The sequence below is a fragment of the Nonomuraea sp. NPDC023979 genome (assembly GCF_040639085.1).
Lineage (GTDB): Bacteria > Actinomycetota > Actinomycetes > Streptosporangiales > Streptosporangiaceae > Nonomuraea > Nonomuraea ceibae.
In genome coordinates this window covers 169,283-186,779 of sequence record NZ_JBEZZG010000006.1, presented here as the reverse complement: position 1 = coordinate 186,779, position 17,497 = coordinate 169,283, and the positions used below count along the sequence as shown (strand labels likewise).

14 protein-coding genes are annotated in these 17,497 nt (G+C 73.4%); 4 read left to right on the top strand and 10 right to left on the bottom strand.

Annotated elements, in window-relative coordinates; genetic code table 11:
- Nucleotides 1-3: 3 nt before the first annotated feature.
- Nucleotides 4-852 (bottom strand): 16S rRNA (cytidine(1402)-2'-O)-methyltransferase, encoded by an 849-nt coding sequence (rsmI, locus tag AB0G11_RS14435; RefSeq protein WP_219500287.1) that lies wholly within the window; start codon nucleotides 850-852, stop codon nucleotides 4-6.
- Nucleotides 853-930: 78 nt separating this feature from the next.
- Between rsmI and AB0G11_RS14430 the strand changes: the two genes are divergently transcribed.
- Together AB0G11_RS14430 and AB0G11_RS14425 are read left to right on the top strand one after the other, a co-directional pair.
- Nucleotides 931-2,565, top strand: coding sequence for a phospholipid carrier-dependent glycosyltransferase (locus AB0G11_RS14430; RefSeq protein ID WP_357586200.1), 1,635 nt, complete (start codon nucleotides 931-933; stop codon nucleotides 2,563-2,565).
- Nucleotides 2,566-2,678: 113 nt separating this feature from the next.
- Nucleotides 2,679-3,863: a hypothetical protein gene (locus AB0G11_RS14425; RefSeq protein WP_219500282.1), complete on the top strand. Its 1,185-nt coding sequence runs from the start codon at nucleotides 2,679-2,681 to the stop codon at nucleotides 3,861-3,863.
- A 242-nt stretch (nucleotides 3,864-4,105) separates the two neighbouring features.
- Here the strand turns inward: AB0G11_RS14425 and AB0G11_RS14420 are convergent, their stop codons facing one another.
- Genes AB0G11_RS14420 through AB0G11_RS14410 form a run of 3 tightly spaced genes read right to left on the bottom strand, consistent with a single transcriptional unit; the run spans nucleotide 4,106 to nucleotide 8,785 of the window.
- The gene (locus tag AB0G11_RS14420) at nucleotides 4,106-6,466 is read right to left on the bottom strand and encodes a DUF6493 family protein (protein WP_357586198.1); all 2,361 of its coding nucleotides are present in this window, start codon (nucleotides 6,464-6,466) and stop codon (nucleotides 4,106-4,108) included.
- 10 nt (nucleotides 6,467-6,476) lie between these two features.
- Nucleotides 6,477-8,270, bottom strand: coding sequence for a glycoside hydrolase family 15 protein (locus tag AB0G11_RS14415; protein WP_357586196.1), 1,794 nt, complete (start codon nucleotides 8,268-8,270; stop codon nucleotides 6,477-6,479).
- 38 nt (nucleotides 8,271-8,308) lie between these two features.
- Nucleotides 8,309-8,785, bottom strand: a complete 477-nt coding sequence (locus AB0G11_RS14410; protein ID WP_357586194.1) for a MerR family transcriptional regulator — start codon at nucleotides 8,783-8,785, stop codon at nucleotides 8,309-8,311.
- Between the two features lie 46 nt (nucleotides 8,786-8,831).
- Between AB0G11_RS14410 and AB0G11_RS14405 the strand changes: the two genes are divergently transcribed.
- Entirely contained in the window at nucleotides 8,832-9,425 is a 594-nt protein-coding gene (locus tag AB0G11_RS14405) for a class I SAM-dependent methyltransferase (protein ID WP_219500278.1), read from the top strand.
- Here the strand turns inward: AB0G11_RS14405 and AB0G11_RS14400 are convergent.
- From AB0G11_RS14400 to AB0G11_RS14385, 4 genes are all read right to left on the bottom strand, one after another.
- Complete coding sequence (locus tag AB0G11_RS14400) at nucleotides 9,416-10,726, bottom strand: hypothetical protein (protein ID WP_219500277.1); 1,311 nt, start codon at nucleotides 10,724-10,726, stop codon at nucleotides 9,416-9,418. The genes AB0G11_RS14405 and AB0G11_RS14400 overlap by 10 nt on opposite strands.
- An 11-nt stretch (nucleotides 10,727-10,737) precedes the next feature.
- Nucleotides 10,738-11,484 (bottom strand): glucose 1-dehydrogenase, encoded by a 747-nt coding sequence (locus AB0G11_RS14395; RefSeq protein ID WP_219500276.1) that lies wholly within the window; start codon nucleotides 11,482-11,484, stop codon nucleotides 10,738-10,740.
- 67 nt (nucleotides 11,485-11,551) lie between these two features.
- A complete protein-coding gene (locus AB0G11_RS14390; RefSeq protein ID WP_219500274.1) occupies nucleotides 11,552-12,406 on the bottom strand; it encodes a helix-turn-helix transcriptional regulator in 855 nt (284 codons plus the stop codon).
- A 9-nt stretch (nucleotides 12,407-12,415) separates the two neighbouring features.
- Complete coding sequence (locus AB0G11_RS14385; RefSeq protein ID WP_357586192.1) at nucleotides 12,416-13,384, bottom strand: hypothetical protein; 969 nt, start codon at nucleotides 13,382-13,384, stop codon at nucleotides 12,416-12,418.
- A gap of 33 nt (nucleotides 13,385-13,417) precedes the next feature.
- Between AB0G11_RS14385 and AB0G11_RS14380 the strand changes: the two genes are divergently transcribed.
- Complete coding sequence (locus AB0G11_RS14380) at nucleotides 13,418-13,849, top strand: MarR family transcriptional regulator (protein ID WP_308125606.1); 432 nt, start codon at nucleotides 13,418-13,420, stop codon at nucleotides 13,847-13,849.
- Here the strand turns inward: AB0G11_RS14380 and AB0G11_RS14375 are convergent.
- Together AB0G11_RS14375 and AB0G11_RS14370 are read right to left on the bottom strand one after the other, a co-directional pair.
- Nucleotides 13,827-14,315 carry a hypothetical protein gene (locus AB0G11_RS14375; RefSeq protein ID WP_219500268.1) on the bottom strand — a complete coding sequence of 163 codons (489 nt, stop codon included), beginning with the start codon at nucleotides 14,313-14,315 and terminating at the stop codon, nucleotides 13,827-13,829. The two genes, AB0G11_RS14380 and AB0G11_RS14375, sit on opposite strands and share 23 nt — an antisense overlap.
- Before the next feature lie 80 nt (nucleotides 14,316-14,395).
- Complete coding sequence (locus tag AB0G11_RS14370) at nucleotides 14,396-17,491, bottom strand: DUF5722 domain-containing protein (protein ID WP_357586190.1); 3,096 nt, start codon at nucleotides 17,489-17,491, stop codon at nucleotides 14,396-14,398.
- Nucleotides 17,492-17,497 lie beyond the last annotated feature (6 nt).

Here is a 17,497-nt window from a genome sequence, read left to right as displayed (position 1 = left end):
ACACTATGGCGTCGTGGATCTTCTGTGAACCGCGTCATAAAGCTCGCGTTTGGGCACGCCCGCGCCCTTGGCCACGTCCGCGACGGCGGTCTTGGCCGGCTCCCCGGCGGCCACCCGGCGGTCCACCTCGGCCACGAGCGCGTCGATGTCCGGCGGCCCGTCGTCGGGCGTGAACCCGGCGACCACGACCGTGATCTCGCCCTTCACGCCGTCCGCCGCCCAGGCCGCCAGCTCGCCCAGGCCGCCGCGGCGGACCTCCTCGTAGGTCTTCGTCAGCTCGCGGCAGACCGCCGCCTGCCGGTCGTCGCCGAACGCGGCGGCCATCGCCGCCAGCGAGTCGTCCAGCCGGTGCGGCGCCTCGAAGAACACCATCGTGCGCTCCTCGCGCGCCAGCGCGGCCAGGCGGCGGGCCCGGTCGCCGGCCTTGCGCGGCGGGAAGCCCTCGAAGCAGAACCGGTCACTCGGCAGCCCCGAGACGGCCAGCGCCGTCGTGACGGCGCTCGGCCCCGGCAGCGCGGTCACCGTGACGCCCGCGTCGACCGCCAACCTGGTCAGCCGGTAGCCGGGATCGGAGACGCCCGGCATGCCCGCGTCGGTGATCACCACGACGGTGCGGCCGTCCTTGAGCGTCTCGACGAGCTCCTGCGCGCGGCCCGCCTCGTTGGCGTCGTAGTAGGACACGACCCGGCCGCCGATCTCCACCCCCAGCTCACCGGCCAGCCTGCGCAGCCTGCGGGTGTCCTCCGCGGCCACCACGTCGGCGCTCTCCAGCACCTCGCGCAGCCGCGGCGAGACGTCGCCCGCCTGACCTATCGGGGCCCCTGCCAGCACCAACCTGCCCTGTCGTGTCACCCGACCATTGTGACAGGGCACCCGGATTGCCCCGTGTTTCTTGGGTAAGCACCGGCTTCCGCACCGTACGATGGCCGAATGGCGGTGACCGATTTCCCGTACCAGACCTCCGGCGGCGAGCCGAAGCCTGGCGCGAGCAGTCCCCCTGGTTCGTCCGTGCGCGCGCGCATGATCCCCCCGATGCCCGGCAAGGCGCTGTGGGGCTGGATCGGACCGCTGCTCGTCACCGTCTTCGGCGGCGTGCTGCGCTTCACCGGGCTGGGACACCCGAACGCCGTCGTCTTCGACGAGACCTATTACGCCAAGGACGGCTACTCGCTGATCACCTGGCTGGTCGAGCGCGTCACGATCAAGGACGCCGACAAGGCGATCCTGGCCGGCAACACCGACATCTGGCAGAAATGCACCGACGACCTGGGGCCGTGCGCCTCCTACGTCGTGCATCCGCCGCTCGGCAAGTGGATGATCGGCGCGGGCGAGTGGCTGTTCGGGCTCACCCCGTTCGGCTGGCGGTTCGCCGCCGCGGTCATCGGCACGCTGTCGATCCTGATCCTGGCGCGGGTGGCGCGGCGGATGACCCGCTCGACGCTGCTGGGCTGCTTCGCCGGCCTGCTGCTGGCCCTGGACGGGCTGCACTTCGTCCTGTCCCGCACCGCGCTGCTCGACATCTTCCTGATGTTCTGGGTGCTCGCCGCCTTCGCCTGCCTGGTGGTCGACCGCGACCGGGCCAGGGAGAAGCTCGTCGACTGGTACGAGAGCTCGCCGCTGACCCCGCAGGGCCCCTCGCTCGGCTGGCGGCCCTGGCGCATCGCCGCCGGGGTGTGCCTGGGCGCGGCGATGGGGGTCAAGTGGTCCGGGCTGGCGTTCGCGGTGGCCTTCGCGATCCTGTCGCTGCTGTGGGACTTCGGGGCGCGCCGGGCGGTCGGTCTGCGCCACCCCTACCAGGGGGCGTTCGGCAAGGACGTGCCCAACGGGGTCGTCGCCTTCGCCCTCGTGCCGTTCGTCACGTACATGGCGACCTGGACGGGCTGGTTCGCCACCGCCACCGGCTACGGGCGCAAGTGGGACCAGGCCACCTCGTCGGGCAACCCGTTCTTCTTCCTCATCGACTCGGCCCGCTCCTGGGTGGAGTACCAGTGGCAGGTCTTCAGCTTCCACAACGACCTGGCCACCTCCCATCCCTACATGTCGGAGCCGTGGTCGTGGCCGCTGCTGCTGCGGCCCGTCGCCTTCCACTACGAGGGCAAGCAGCAGGTGTGCGGGGCCCCCGACTGCTCGGAGGCGGTGCTCGGGGTGGGCACGCCGGTGATCTGGTTCGGCGCGCTGGCCGCCCTGGTGACGCTCATCGCCTGGTACGTGGGCAACCGCGACTGGCGGGCCGGGGCCGTGCTTCTCGCCTACGCGATGGGGTGGCTGCCCTGGTTCTACTTCGCCTTCGCCGAGAACCGAACAATGTTCCTTTTCTACGCGATCCCGATGGTGCCTTTCATGGTGCTGGCGATCACCCTGTGTGCCGGATGGCTGATAGGGCCCACGGTCCGCACCGACGACGGCCGCCTCCCGATGCGACGCACCACCGGCGCCGCTCTCGTCGGAGCCTTCGCACTGCTCGCTTTGATCAACTTCTGGTGGCTTCATCCTGTACTGTCGGCCGAAGTCATTCCCTACAGCGACTGGAACGCGAGGATGCTCTTCGACAAGCTATGGATCTAACCCGGTCACAGTCCATTACATAGTGATTTCGTAGGGTAGTCGCTGTGCAAGACCCAATACGCACCGGATTCGGTCATCGTCAGGCCTGGGGTCCATACGGCAAACTTCGAGGCATGAGTGCACCAGACGTCACCGCGCTTCTCGCCGAGTTGGAGCGGTCCCAGCCGGACCTCGCCGACGACGCCAGGACCGCCGTCGAATGGCTGACCGGCGGCGAGCCGCTGGAAACGGTGACCCAGCTCGACGTGTGCGAATTCCTCTGGTACACGCTGCCGCTCAAGGTGGGCGGCGACCACGAGCGCCTGGCCTCCTCGCTGGGCAGGCTGCTGCAACTCGGCGGGCTCGAACGCTACGCCGCGCTGTGCGTCTCGCCGACCACCGCGCAGATCCTGCGCGCCTACGCCCGCGAGGGTGAGGAAGCCGGCACCGCCGCCTACCAGGAGGCGCTCGAAGCCACAGGCGTCCTGCCGCCCGACGTGCCCGAACTGCGCTGGAGCATGATCATGGGGCCGGAGGAGCTCGGCGCCCACGTCGCCTGCTCGGCCGCCCTGGAGCTCGCCATCGTCGCCGGCGAGAGCGTCGACCGCGTCGCCCTGACCCGCCGCTGGCTCACCGAACCGCGCGCCGACCTCGGCGGCGACAGCTGGCTGCACCGCGTCCACGGCGAACGCCTCAACCGCTGGGTCCTCGGCCGCGGCCCCGCCCGGCGCGAGCTCGCCCAGCCCTTCGAGGTCCGCCTGTACGCGCCCGTGACCCCGCAGCCGCTGCCCGCCCTGCACAAGCTGCTGTCGCTGGCCGCCTCCGACATAAACCTGCCGCTCCGCCTGGCGCCCTCGCCCGAGGCGCTGCGCCTGCGCGAACTCGCCGAACGCGACCTGGGCGCGCTCAGCCGCGACGGCTCCCGCCTGGCCATCACCGACCACGGCCGCGCCCTGCTCGCCTCCCCCGACGCCATGTGGGAGGCCGTCACCCGGCTGCTGCTGGCCCGGGGCGAGCACGAGTTCGAGGTGTCGGCGCGGGAGGCGGCGCTGATGCTGCTCGCCGACGGCGTCCTCATGTCACCCGCCCAGCTCCGCGAACGGGTCGCCGAGGTCGTCGGCGGCGAGGGCTGGCACCCGGCGACGGGCCTGGACGACGTGTCCGCCCCGATCAACGCCCTCGTCGGCCAGCTCACCGCCCTCGACCTGGCCTTCGGCGACGACCTGGCCGTCCGTCTGACGCGCACCGGCCAGTTCGCCGCCCTGGCCGCCCTGCGCGCCCACGCGCTGCGGCCCCGCAAGTACGTCAACTCCACCTGAGAACGCCGAAACGCCCGCCTTCCCGGAGGAAGGCGGGCGTCCCGACGTGTAAACCGATGTGCAGGTCGCCTCTCGGCGAAAGGCACAACGCGGCTCCAGCCGAACGGTAGTCCGCGAAGGCAATAGGTGAGGCCCGGGGACACTGGACACACCGGCTACGTGGTGTATAACCACAAGCTCCCCTGACCCATTCCCCGGAGCCGGAGACTTTTCGACGCACCCTCGGGGGTGATCTTGCCGTCTCAGGCGGTGAGCAGGGCGTGGAGGCGGCGGCACTCGCGAACCAGCCCCGTGACGCGCTGCCCGGCCGCCAGCCGCGCCACGGCCGGTATCGCGCCCCGGGCATCCGCCCAGCCGGCCGCCTCGGCGGCGAACGCCACCAGGCGGGTGTGCGTGCCGGTGGCCCGCTCCCCCGGCCCCGGCAGCGCGGCGCCGAGCAGCGCCGCCACCGCCTCCCACACCATGAGGTGCGCCCCCTGCCTGGCCGCGCTCCGCAGCGCCGCCATCGCCCCGGACGGCGAGTGGCCGGCGCCGTGCCGGAACAGCGCCGCGAGCTGCCTGCCCACCGCCTCGCCCGGCAGGTCCCCCGACGCCGCCAGCCACAGCATCGGCGCCACCGCCCCGCCCCTCGCCCCGGCGCACAGGTGGTGGGCCAGGATCAGCGCCACCGCGTCACCCGCCGGGCCGTCGGCCGCCGCCAGCGCCCGCAGGTCGTCCGGTGACGGCATCGCGGCGAGGTCGCCGACGAGCCGCCCGGCCACCGCCTCCCGGTGCGCGGGCATGACGCCCAGCAGCGCGTCACACCCCTGCCCCGCCGGCTCGAACGGCAGCCCCGTGACCGACACGCGGGGCCCCGTGGCGTGGCCCTCCCAGCGCACGGTGACGCACGGCTCGGCGGGCCGATCCGTCCCCGCCAGCCGGCCGGCGACCGCACGCCCCGCGGGCCCCTCCAGCCGGGCGGCCCGCTCGGCCACGTCCCCCGGCGCCTCGCGGGGCAGCCGGAGAAGGGCCTGCCGCAGGTCCACGGGCAACGCCTCGACGCCGCCGCGCTCGTACCCCTCCAGCCGGGACACGAGCTCACCCGGATCCAGCCGCCCGTCGGCGTGCGTCGGGGTGGCCAGCAGGTACGGCGGCAGGGCGTCGGCGGCCAGCGCCCGGTGGACCTCGGCGAACCGGGCCTCCGGCAGCGCCCCGTCCGGCGGCGGGACCCCCGGCTCCTGCGCGAGGCCGGGCATGGCCAGCGCACCCTTCAGGCCGGCGCGGTCCGTGGCGGCGAGCCGTACGAACGCGTCGAGCCAGCGTTCGGCGCCCCGCCAGTCGAGCTCCGCCAGCCTGGCCCGCCCCAGCCACCCGGCCGCGAGCGTCGGCGGCGCCCAGCGCTCCGGCGCGGGCGCGCCCCGCAACGGCAGCGGCACGAACGGCTCCGGGACGGACAGCTCCGGGACGGACAGCTCCGACTCTGGCGGCCCGGCCTGGGGCAGGGGCGTCCCGGTGAGGGCGGCGACGGCCTCCGCGCCCTCGTCGCCGGGCATCAGCCGGGCGGCCTCCAGGACGGGCTCCGCCCCCGCCAGGGTGAAGCGGGCGGCATGCCGGACCACCAGCCGGGCGGCCCGGCGACGCGCCTGGCCCGCCCCGGCCCCGAGCGCCACGCTCAGCCCGGTGGCGAACGCGTCCAGCACGTCGGCGTCCTGGGCGGCCAGGCGGTCGAGCCGGCCCAGCCCGGCCGAGATCAGGCGGCCTTCCGCCCGATGGAGAAGGGCGTCGACCGCCTCGCGCGCTTCGCCGGGCGGCAGGGCGCCGAGGCGGCGCAGGTGCCGCAGCGCCAGGTCCGCCACCGGGCCCGGCGCCGACGGCAGCAGCGCCAGGTAGGCGCGGCGCCGCGCGGCCACCTCGTCGGCAGCGGGCGCGAGCAGCTCGTGCAGACCGGCGAAGAACCGCAGCTCGGCGGCGCTCCCCCGGCGCAGGAACCGGCTCAGGCAGCCGTCCAGCAGCGTCGCCCGCGGCACCCGGCCGTCCAGCGTGAGCGAGACCAGCGCCTCCGGAGCGCCGGGACGGGCGGGCAGCACGCCCCCTGCCTCGAACAGGCGCGGCAGCATGGCGTCGAGCAGCGGATCGGCCCGCAGCGCTGCGGCCATCCGGCCGGCCGGGGCGTCCAGGACCGATGCGAACCAGGCGTGGACGAGCGGGTCGTGCGCGGGCGGCTCCGCCCCGGTGGCGCGCAGCAGGCCCAGCGCCAGCTCGGCGTTCGCGCCGGGTTCGCGGACGCGGCGCGCCAGGCGTAAGGCCAGGTCGGCACGCCACTCCGGCGGCCGGGACGAGATCGCCAGCAGGAACGGCGCGATCTCCTCCCCGCCCCACACGCGCAGCTCGCGACGGCACAGCCAGGAGGCGACGGCGGCGGCGCCGCCGATGGCGCCGCACCCGGCCACCCGCATGGCCACGAGCCACCGCCACGGCCGGACCACGACCACCGGCAGGCGGCCGGGCAGCTCACGCGCCACCTCGCGCCGCCCGTCACGCCCCAGCCCGGCCACGAGGGCCGCCACGGCGGCCGCGTCCTCGGCGTCGATCGCCGACCGTACTGCCGCCCACGCCTCGGTCATGCCGGGCACACTAGGCGCGGCGACCGACAACCTTGTCGCGCGCCTGGGAGGCCCAGTCGTGCAGGGCGTCGGTGTAGCCGGCGGCGTCGAGGTTCAGGGCGGCCTCGATGAGGGCCAGGTGGGTGAACGCCTGCGGATAGTTGCCGAGCATGGCGCCGTCGGCGGCCATCTCCTCGGCGAACAGGCCGAGCGGGCGGGCGCGGGCGCACAGCGTCTCGAAGCGGTCGCGCGCCTCGGCGGTACGGCCCGCCAGCACGAGCGCCGACACCATCTCGAACGAGCACATCAGGAACGCCCCCTCCGGCCCGTCGACGCCGTCGCCGGTGGCGTCCGGGTCGTAGCGGTGGACCAGGGCGCCCCCTTCGCCGAGCCGGGCCTGGATGTGGTCGAGGGTGCCGAGCACGCGCGGGTCGCGGCAGTCGAGGAAGCCGACGAGCGGCACCCGCAGCAGCGACGCGTCGGCGTCGGGCGAGCCGTACGACTGCGTGAACGCGCCGATCTCCCGGTCGAAGCCGCGCGTGAGGATCTCGTCGCGGGCGGCGTCGCGCTCGCGCCGCCACGCGTCGATCGGGGCGCCGGTCGAGCCCGTGGCCTCGGCCAGCCTGACGGCGCGGTCGAAGCACACCCAGGCGTACAGGGTGGTGTAGGTCCAGTGGCGCGGGTTGTGGCGCACCTCCCAGGGGCCGTCGCCGGGTTCGCGCCAGCGGGCCGCGCACTGGTCGACGAGCCGCCACAGGCTGTCCAGCTCGTCGCCGGTGAGGTCGCCGGTGACGTCGTGGTAGGCGAGGGCGGCGTCGAGCACGTGGCCGTAGCCGTCGAGCTGGTGCTGGTGGAAGCCGTCGTTCCCGACGCGGACGGGCCGCGACCCGGCGTAGCCGTCGAGGTGGCCGAGCGTCGTCTCCCGGGCGACCTCGCCCCCGTCGACGGCGAACATGGGCGGCAGCCGGTCGTGGCAGCTCGCGCACCGGTCGAGCACGAACCGCAGGTAGCGGCCCGCCTCCTCGCGGTGGTCCAGGCGCAGCAGCGCGAGGACGGTGAGCGCGCAGTCGCGCTGCCAGGCGTAGCGGTAGTCCCAGTTGCGCGGGCCGCCCGGCCATTCGGGCAGCGACGTGGTGGGGGCGGCCAGCAGCGCCCCGGTCTCGTCGTACAGCAGGCCGCGCAGCACCACCGCGCTCTGCCGCACCTCGGCCGCGCCGACGCCGGAGTAGCCGGACCGGGCCGACCAGGACCGCCACGACCGTACGGTCTCGTCGAGGAGCGCGTGGGCGTCGGCGGGGGCGCGCTCGCCGGTGTAGGCGAGCGTGAACGCCACGGACTCGCCCTCGCGCAGCGACGCCTCCGGCGGGCCGGTGAGGACCGCCCCGTCGTCCTCCACGAGCGTGTCGTCGCGCCGGGTCCAGCGGGCGTCGCGGGTGGCGTAGCCGGGCCTGGCCAGCACGCGGGAGCGGACGAGCGCCCGGCCGCGCTCGCAGGTGGCGAGCCGGACCAGCCGGTGGACGGGTTCGAGGCCGCCGTCGCCGGTGGTGGCGAGGAAGTCGTGCACGGCCACGACGCCGTCGGGGCCCTCCCAGCGGGTCCGCAGCACCAGCGTCTCGTCCAGGTAGCGGCGCTCGCGCACCGAGGCGCCGTCGACGGTCAGCTCCCACGCGCCGCCGCCGCGCCGGTCGAGCAGCCTGGCGAACAGGCTGGGCGCGTCGAAGCGCGGCGCGCACATCCATTCGACGGCGCCGTCCGGGCCGACGAGGGCGCCGGTGTGGCAGTCGGACAGGAAGGCGTACGCGCCGATCGGCGGACAGTCGCTCATCGTCCCCTCATCCCCGCCGCGGCTCCCGAGTCGGCAGGTCAGGGCTGCCCGGAGGGCTCGGCGGCTAAACCGGGCGGGCCGCCCGCGCCCCGCAGGCCGTGCTCGGCGGCGAGCTGCTGCGGGGACACGCCGTCGAGCAGCCGGTCGAGCTCGCCCATCAGGAAGCCGCACTCACGCACCGGATGCTCGGTGGGGCAGTCGAGGGCGTGCCGCAGCACCTCCTGGGCGGTCCGGGCGCGGGAGACGAGCGCGTCCAGCGCGGCCAGCGTGCCGGTGACCTCCTCCCGCCAGCGCGCTCCCGGCGCGTCCAGCACCGCGCCCGCCGTGTCGAGCGGGATGCCGAGAAGCTGCGCCGTCCGTAGGAAGGCCAGCCGGCGCAGCTCCTCGACGCCGTAGACGCGCCTGCCCTGCCTGCGGCCCACCGGCCGCACCAGCCCGCGTTCGTCGTAGTAGCGCAGCGCGGAGGCGTTCAGGCCGAGCCGCCGGGCCGCCTCACCGATCGGGATCAGGTCCATGTCTCCCATTTGACTTCAACCCGGCTTGAACCGCTTGGCTGAATTCATGCCAACCACGACATCCTGGATCGACGGCCGTTCCTACGACTCGCCCTTCACACACCCGGTGGGGTGGGTGGGCCGGATGGCGGGCCGGTTCATGCTCTGGACGAATCGGCACCAGAAGGAGATCCTGCCCCTGGTCGCCGCCGGGCCCGGGCAGCGGGTCCTGGAGATCGGCTACGGCGCGGGCGGCCTGGCCCGCCTGCTCTGCGCGACGGGCGCGCGGGTGTGCGGCGTCGACCCGTCACCCGACATGCGCCTGCTCGCCGCCCGCCGCGCGCCCGCCGCCGACCTGCGGCTCGGCACCGCCTCCGACACCGGCTTCCCCGACCGGGCGTTCGACCGGGTCGTCTCGGTCAACACCGTGGCGATCTGGCCGGAGCTCGCCCCGGCCGTGCGCGAGCTGCACCGCGTCACCCGGCCGGGCGGCCGGGCGCTGATCGCCTGGCACGGCGGCTCCGCGCCGTCCCGGGTGGCGCGCGGCCTGCGCATGTCCGACGCCGGCCTGGAGCGGGTACGGGCCGCGCTCGGCGACGTGTTCCACCGGGTGGACCGGGAGGAGCTGTCCGGCCTCACGGTCTTCGTCGCTCACCGATAGTCGATCACACGCTCGCTCCTGCCGGGATAGACCATGACGAGGACGTGCTGCGGGGTCCACGCCTCCCAGTCGGGCTCGCGGTAGTGCACCCGGACCCGGTAGCGGCCCGCGCCCCGGACGGCCAGGTTCGGCAGCCCCTCCCCGGACATGGCCTCCACCAGCTCCAGCACCCCGGTCGGGCTCTCATAGCCCAGCTCCACGACCCGGTCCCAGCCCTTGGTCTCGACCGGCGGCCGGCGGTCGTACGCCTCACCGGTCAGGCAGTTGGTGTAGTCGGAGTGGGTGGTGATCAGCAGGTGGCCGCGCCGGGCGGCCACGAGCCCGTCGTCCTGGGCCCTGTTCAGCAGGTCGTCGTCCAGCGCGTCCTCGGTCTCGACGGCCTCCATCACGCCGTAGTCGGTCAGCATGCGGTCGTGGGCCACGCGTACCGGCCTGATCCTCGGCCGGTGCCTGGCGCGGTCGCACACGGCCTGTTCGGCGGCCTCCTCCGCCTCCCAGGCGGCCTGGTCGGCGGCCTGGGCACGCCGCAGCACGTCGGCCGCCGGCGGGCAGATCGGGGCGATGGCGTACGCCTCCGTGGGCTCGCCGCGGAAGGCCGCGCACCGCTGCCGCCCATAGGCGAGGGCGAGGTGGTCGCCCACCTTGGTGAACCTGCCGTTCTGGCGCAGCTCGCAGAGGTAGGCGCCCGTGCCGGACTCGCAGCCGCCGGTCGTGATGGGCCCCGGGGTCAGGTCGGCGGCGGGGAGGAACGCCAGCGCCCCCAGGGCCGTCGCTCCCGCCACACCCCGCCGGAACCACCGCGAACGCACCATCCGGCGCGTCCGGAGCCTGGGACCGCGCGCGGCGACCAGCACGCAGAGGGCGGCGATCGTGGGCGCGACGTCGTTCCGGAGGAAGAAGCGCGCTCCCTCGACGCCGCCCCACATCTCCAGGCACTGCCGGTCGATCGCCATGTCCACACCGAACGCGATCAGGCCGTGGCCGTACAGGAGCAGGGTCACCACCGCGGTCACCCGGGCCAGCACCCGCCCGATCCGGGGCCGCCCCAGCCGGGTCGTCAGCCAGTGCGCCCCGAAGGCCGCCACGATCAGCGGCGCCGCGTTGTACCAGAGCAGCGGCACCCGTTCCACCAGCGGCCACACCCTGTCCGGGACCTCCCAGCGCAGGTCGGCGCCGGGGCAGAACCCGCTGGAGAAGTACCCGAACGCCAAGGTCTCCCCGGTCAGCGACAGCAGGTAGGCGACCCCCGCCGCCGTCGCCGTCAGCGCGGCCGACCACCATAATCGTGATCTTCGAGTCATGCCCCCAGAACTTACCCCGCGACCCCGACAAGCCCGCCGTCCACGACGAGGTCCTGGCCGGTGATGTACGAGGCGTCGTCGGAGGCCAGGAACGCCACGGCCGCCGCCACGTCCTCCGAGCGCCCCAGCCGCCCGAGCGCCACCTGGGCCGTGGCCGCCGCGGCGGCGTCGTCGTCCATGGCGCCCCGGAACATGGGCGTGTCGATGTATCCGGGGCTGACCGAGTTGACGCGGATGCCGCGCCCGCCGAGGTCGGCCGCGAGGGTGCGGGCCAGGTTGTGCACGGCGGCCTTGGTGGCCGAGTAGACGGACGCGATCGCCAGCCCGCGATGGAGGGTCCAGGAAGCGTTGATCACCACGGAGGCGCCCGCGCCCATCAGCGGCAACGCCTTCTGCACGGTGAAGAACACGCCCTTGAAGTTGACGTCCACGGAGGTGTCGAAGTCCGCCTCGGTGAGGTCGGCGCTGGGGGCGAAGATGCCGACGCCCGCGTTGGCCACCACCACGTCCAGCCGCCCGAACCGCTCGGCGATCCGGCGCATCAGCTCGTCACGGTCTCCCGCGCTCGCCACGTCGCCGCGTACCGCGAGCACCCGGTCGCCGCCGTCGAGCTCCTTGACCGCCTGTGCCAGCCTGTCGTCGTCGCGGCCGGTGACGACCACGCTCGCCCCCTCGTCCAGGAGCCGCTTCGCCGTCGCCAGTCCCATGCCGCTCGTCGCGCCCGTGACCAGCGCGACCTTGCCGTCAAATCGTGTCATGGCTCGATTGTCGGGCGGCCCGGCGGACCCATCCAGACGCGGCTCAGCCTAGGTCTGGCACCACCAGTCAACCGGCCAGCCGCACCTGGCGGACGAGCAGGGTCAGCTTCTCCTCGGTGCCGGTGCCGGGCTGCGGGTTGTGCAGGAGCAGCCGGTGGTCGGGCCGGCCGGGCACCGGGACGCCGGTGAACTCGAAGACCAGCTCGCCGACCTCCGGGTGGGTGATCACCTTGACGCCCTGCGCGGTCTCGCCGACCTCGTGCTCGGCCCACAGCGCGGCGAACTCGGGGCTGGACTCCGACAGGTGGGCGGCCAGCCGGCCGAACTCCGGATCGTCCGGGTAGCGGGCCATGTCCCACCGGAACTGCCGCACCACGCCCGGCGCACCGGCGGCCCAGTCGCGGAACGCCGCCCGGTGGCGGGGGCTGGTGAAGAAGGCGATCAGGCAGTTGCGGTCCTCGTCCGCGTAACCGAACACGGCCCGCGCGGCGTCGTTGACGGCGGCGAAGTTCCAGTGCCGGTCGAGCACGTACGCGGGCCGGGGCGACCACGCCTCCAGCACCCGCAGCAGCTCCTCGCGCAGCGGCTGACCGTCGTCGCCGGCCTCGCGGGGCGGCGGGTTGAGCCCGGCCAGCAGGTAGAGGTGCTCGCGTTCCATGGCGCCCAGCCGCAGCGCCCGGCTGACGGCGTCGAGCACGTCCCCGGACACCTGGATGTCGCGCCCCTGTTCCAACCACGTGTACCAGGACACGCCGACGCCGGCGAGCACCGCGACCTCCTCGCGTCGCAGTCCGGGGGTCCGGCGCCGGCCGCCGCCGGGCATTCCGACCTCCTCGGGGGTCAGCCGGGCCCGCCGCGACCTGAGGAAGTCGCGCAGCTCCTCGCGCCGCCGCTGCTCACCGGCGGAGTGCAAAGGGGACATTTCTCAACCCTAACCGCGCACGGCGGCGACCAGCCGCATCCCGCCCCAGAGCAGGGCGGCGAGCAACGCGACGAGCAGGTATTCGATGGCCGGGATGCGCACCACCTCGTCGAGGCTGCCCCAGCCCCGCACCGCGTAGACGGCCACGACGGCGGCCACGTAGCCGGCGGCGAGCGCCCAGCGGGCCGGGACGCCGAGGCCGAGCCCGTGCATCTGGGTGAGGACGAACACGCCGAGGAAGCCGAACAGGAACATCGGCCACAGCCCGCCGGGCCCGGTGCTCATGACGGCGACCAGCGTGCCGTGCGCGGCGACCAGCAGCTCCAGGGTGAGCGTCCACCAGCGGTTCGTGTGGGCCCGGGTCAGGAAGAGGCTGCCCTGGAGCAGCAGCAGGAACATGTAGAAGAACCCGATCAGGTGCCCGCTGGTGGTCTCCATCGGGTGGTACCAGAACGTGTAGACGGCGGCCCAGCTGAACAGGTAGCCGTGGTAGCGGCGGGCGAAGTCGACGACCCCGGCGGAGATGGGCGCGGGCCGGCCGGCGAACAGGCCGCGGCGGCGGTTCTCCATGAGCAGGACCACGACGAGCAGCAGCACCACCGAGCCCTGCGAGCTGAAGATCGACACGTCCTGGGCGAGGCCGTCGTAGAACACCTGGGTCTGGAGCTGGTGCAGCACGATGAAGCCGAAGTTGACCGCGAGCGCCACCACGTTGACCCGGTGGAGGCCGGAGGTGTAGCGGCGGACGCGGGTCTGCGCGTAGTAGATGACGCCCCAGAGCGCGAGCTGGTGTCCGGCGTAGCCGAGCCAGGCCGACAGGCGGGTCCAGACGGTCGGCTCGGGCAGCTTCCAGTAGTACCAGGCCGCGCCCTGGTCGGGCAGCAGCTCGACCTGGAGGCGCTGCCCCGCCACCCAGATCAGGCCCGTCAGCACGGCGCTGGCCACGACTCCCCAGAGCACGACCCGATTGCTCAGCATGCTGAACATTATGAACTACGGGACAATGTGCCGGTGGACGAGGGAGAGGCGATCCGCGGCGACATCGCCGCCTGGCCGACCGGGCGCCTGCTGTCGGTGGCGGCCCGCGTCGTGGAGGGGCGCTTCCACGCGTTCCTGGAGGCGCACGGCCTGACCCACGCCGGGCTGATCGCCCTGCACCACCTGGCGGCAGGCCCGCTCTCCCAGCGGGAGATCGCGGCGCTGTGCCGGGTGACCGACCAGACGATGAGCCGCACCGTCGAGCACCTGCGCCAGGCCGGCCATGTCGAGCGCCACCCCGACGACCGCGACCGCCGCCGCATGCTCGTCCGGATCACCGAAGCGGGCGCCGGCGCACTGGCCGCCGCCCGCCACGAGGAACGCGCCTCCGAGCACCTGATGGGCGCCCTGGACGACTACGACTGGTTCCGCGAGCAGTTGATCAAGCTGATCGCAGCCGGCTGACCACCGGGAGCCGATGGGCGTCGGCCGCCCACAGCGCGACCGCGATGTAGAGCACCTGCTCCGGCACGCGCAGCCACAGGGGCGAGGCGTCCGGCACGTCGGCGACGGCGGCGTAGACGTTGGCCGGCAGCACCAGCAGGAAGAACAGGGCCAGGCAGAGCCCCGCGGCCCGCCGGGTGGCGCCGAGGACGAGCCCGGCCGCGCCCGCCAGCTCCAGCACGCCCGTCGCGTACACCATGAAGCTCGGGAACGGGACGAACGGCGGCATCATGGCGACCATCGACGCGTGGTTGGGCATGAACGTGACGCCCGCCGGGACGAAGTGGGCGCTGGCGGTGAGGACGAGCATGACCGCGAGCCCGTGCGCCGCGCTGACCTTCCAGGTGGCGAAGCGGCGGACGCCGAGCGCACCCAGCAGCCTGAACAGCAGGAGCGCCCCGACCAGGACGCCGATGACGATGAACATGATCGATCCTCCTTTTGGATAGTGACACTATCCAGTTGTTGGCTAGATAGTAGCACTATCCAAAAGGGAGGAACAAGGGATCAGGAGATGCTGCGGCCCTCCACGGCGTCGAGCAGCAGCGGGGAGGCGCCGGCGTCGCCGCGGACGCCGAAGCCGTAGCGGTAGCCGGCCCGCACGTCCGGGTCCGACAGCTCGGGCAGGTGCTCCAGCGTCGCCACGGTGACCAGCTCCCAGCCCGATCCGGTGTCGGCGTACATGGCGGCCCGGTCACCCACCAGCGACAGCGCGAACCGGCCGCCGTCCGGGATCGTCACGCCCTGCTTGATGCCGAACACCGCCAGTCCGCCGGGCACCTGCGGCCCGCGCACCTCGAAGCCGGCGGACTTCTGCGTGTTCACGTAGAAGGCCACCACGTCCGTTTTGCCGTCCTTGACGAGGCCCGTGTAGACGGTGTCCATGTCGGTGGAGTCGCCCTGGAACTTCCGGATGGTGATGGCCGTGCTGAACGCCGGGTTGCGCGGCGACACGCCCGACGACAGCAGCCCGAACCAGCCCGCCGTCGCGTTGCCCGCCGACAGCGCGCCGTCCGCGTAGCTCACCCGCGGCAGCTCCTTGTTCTCCGGCTCCACCCGGTGCACCTGGTAGTCGCCGGCCGTGTCGAAGCCGTCGGCCAGCTCCTGGTTGGCGAAGGCGTCGGGCGCGGGCGGCACGTAGCCGGCCTCCGGCGGCAGCCGGAACGTCACCCGGTGCTCCTGCCGCAGGTAGGACGCGCACACGACCGGATACTCGCCGTCGGCGGGCCCGTACGCGGTCAGCTTGGTGTCGAACGTGCGGCTCGCGCCGGCGCGCAGGCCGGTGACGCGCAGCGCCGCCGGGTCGACGGTGACGCCGTCGCAGGCCGTGAGCCTGACCTGGCCGGCCATCGGCAGCACGTCGCGGTTGGTCACGGTGAAGGTGACCGTGGAGCCGACCAGGCCGCGCTCGGCCGTGGCGGCGGTGATCTCGACGTTGCGCCGGTCCGGGGCGGGCAGCGCGGCGGCGGCCAGGCTGAGCCTGTCGATCTCGTACGAGCCGGCCCAGTCGGAGCCCACTGAGCCGCGTACCCACACCTTGACGCGGGAGATCGCGTCACGCGGGGCCCAGCGGGACAGGTCGAGCGTGAGCCTGTTCCAGCCGCGCGCGGGGTCGATCGCGCCCACGCCTTCTGCCACGGCGCCGTCGCGCCCGTACACGCGGATCTTGGCGGAGAACGCGTTGCCCGGCTTGAAGCCGTCGTCGGCGCTGTCCGGCACCCGGATCGACACCGAGAGCCGCGCGGTGCGCGAGGCGTCGAGCGGCTTGCCGAACAGCACGTCGGCGCCCTTGTACGACTTCGCGTACTGGGACCAGCCGGGCAGGTCGCGGTCGAAGCGGACGCGCAGCGCGTGCCCGCCGTCGGCGGCCACCCGCTCCACCGCGGCGGCGTTGTCCGAGGGCCGCCAGCCGTCCGTGCCGGTCTCGAAGCCGGAGATCACCCGCTCGGCCACCGGCTTGGCGTCGAGCTGCGCGCCGACCGTCACCGGCGGCTTGCGGACCGCCAGCTCGGCCAGGTCGAACCCGGGAATGACGTCCTTCCAGTCGGAGATCCCGATGATCTCCTTGGCGAACTCGGCCACCTCCAGCGACCGCGCGGTGTCGATGGCGGCGAACACCTCGTGCACCGGCTTGCGCTCGCCCGCGTTGGACGGCGAGGCGTGCTCCTCGTCCCACGTCCACAGGCCGAGCCGCAGCCCGCCCTCCTGCTTGTGGTCGACGTGCCGGTGCAGGATGAACGAGTCGATCCCGTCGGCGAAGGCGACCTTGTAGTAGGCGTAGGCATAGGCCGCGGCCTGGAGCCTCAGCTCCTTCGCGGTGTAGTCCTGCGAGTTCAGGCCCTGCTCCGACAGGATCACCCGCCGTCTCTCACCGCCGTACGTGAGGTGCTCCTGGGCGAGGTAGCGCGGCAGCAGCTCGATGTTCTTGAACGTGATCCGCATCGTGTCGAAGCTGTCCGTGGCGGTCTTGTCCTGCCAGAACGCCGGATTGAACAGGTTCTCCGGATACGGGTGGTAGGCGATGTGCCAGTCGAAGTCGCCCTGCCTCTTGGTCAGCGCGTTGAGCCCGTCGACCACGTCGCGGCCCTTATAGGTGTACTTCGGGTCGTCGTTGGCCGCGCCGGTCCAGAAGTGCGTGAGCGAGGTGTAGACGCGGGCGGCGGCGTCGGACTTGCGCACGGCCTGCCAGGTCAGCCGCATCGCACGGGTGTACTGGTCGAGGAAGACGTCACGGTCCTGCGGGCCCATGTTGTACCAGAACTGCTGGGCGTCGATCTCGTTGCCGACGATCCAGCCCCACGCCCTGCCGTACTGGCCGTCGGCCCGGCTGTAGCGCTGGGCGAAGAACTCCATCGCGGCGGTGAAGTGCGCCTCGCCCTCGGCCGTCTTGGTGTTGAACGCGTAGACGGTGCCCTTGCCGAGCTCGGCGTCGGGGTGGATGAGCGTGCGGGCGGCCGAGTTCGGCGCGGTGCTGTTGTAGACCAGCACGATCAGGTTGACCAGGACGCCGTTGTCCGACAGCGGTTTGACCTGGGAGTCCACCCCGGCGACGGCGCCCCGGTCGAAGTAGTAGGACCTGCCCTGCGAGACGAACTCGATGGTGTTGCCCGGCGCGCCGGGGCCGGACATCATGACCGAGTCGAGGGCCAGGTTGATGCCCGCGTGCTGGACGCCGATCTCCTCGGCGTCGTCGGTCATCTGCACCTGCAGACCCTTTTTGGACGAAATTTCGGGATAAGGGGTCTGGCTGGTGGGCCGGAACGTCAGCTTGTCGGCGTAACGCACCTCGCCCAGCGGCCCGTCCGCCCCCACCGCGACGAACTTGTCGTGCAGCCGGTCCTGCTCCCCCTCCATCCGGGGCACCTCGACGCGGAACTCGCCCGCCTCGACGCTCGCCACCGGCTCCTCACCCTCGTGGCCGTCCTGCCAGGTGTCCAGCGCGTACAGCCGGGCGGGCCCGGAGGCGGTGCCGGTGACGGTGACCGTGCTCTCGCCGACCTCCACCCCGGTCACCCCGGTCACCCCGGCAGCCGCCGCCCGCGCGGGCAGGCCGGCGAACAGCATCGGCACGGCCAGCGCGAAGGCCGTCAATAAGCGCAGCATCCCATC

Excerpts from the sequence above, each read along its gene's own strand:
- AB0G11_RS14430 (WP_357586200.1), top strand. The coding sequence starts at position 931 with ATGGCGGTGACCGATTTCCCGTACCAGACCTCCGGCGGCGAGCCGAAG.
- AB0G11_RS14390 (WP_219500274.1), bottom strand. The coding sequence starts at position 12,406 with ATGTCCCCTTTGCACTCCGCCGGTGAGCAGCGGCGGCGCGAGGAGCTG.
- AB0G11_RS14405 (WP_219500278.1), top strand. The coding sequence starts at position 8,832 with ATGCCAACCACGACATCCTGGATCGACGGCCGTTCCTACGACTCGCCC.
- AB0G11_RS14395 (WP_219500276.1), bottom strand. The coding sequence starts at position 11,484 with ATGACACGATTTGACGGCAAGGTCGCGCTGGTCACGGGCGCGACGAGC.
- AB0G11_RS14370 (WP_357586190.1), bottom strand. The coding sequence starts at position 17,491 with ATGCTGCGCTTATTGACGGCCTTCGCGCTGGCCGTGCCGATGCTGTTC.
- AB0G11_RS14375 (WP_219500268.1), bottom strand. The coding sequence starts at position 14,315 with ATGTTCATCGTCATCGGCGTCCTGGTCGGGGCGCTCCTGCTGTTCAGG.
- AB0G11_RS14400 (WP_219500277.1), bottom strand. The coding sequence starts at position 10,726 with ATGACTCGAAGATCACGATTATGGTGGTCGGCCGCGCTGACGGCGACG.
- AB0G11_RS14410 (WP_357586194.1), bottom strand. The coding sequence starts at position 8,785 with ATGGACCTGATCCCGATCGGTGAGGCGGCCCGGCGGCTCGGCCTGAAC.
- AB0G11_RS14415 (WP_357586196.1), bottom strand. The coding sequence starts at position 8,270 with ATGAGCGACTGTCCGCCGATCGGCGCGTACGCCTTCCTGTCCGACTGC.
- AB0G11_RS14385 (WP_357586192.1), bottom strand. The coding sequence starts at position 13,384 with ATGCTGAGCAATCGGGTCGTGCTCTGGGGAGTCGTGGCCAGCGCCGTG.
- AB0G11_RS14425 (WP_219500282.1), top strand. The coding sequence starts at position 2,679 with ATGAGTGCACCAGACGTCACCGCGCTTCTCGCCGAGTTGGAGCGGTCC.
- AB0G11_RS14420 (WP_357586198.1), bottom strand. The coding sequence starts at position 6,466 with ATGACCGAGGCGTGGGCGGCAGTACGGTCGGCGATCGACGCCGAGGAC.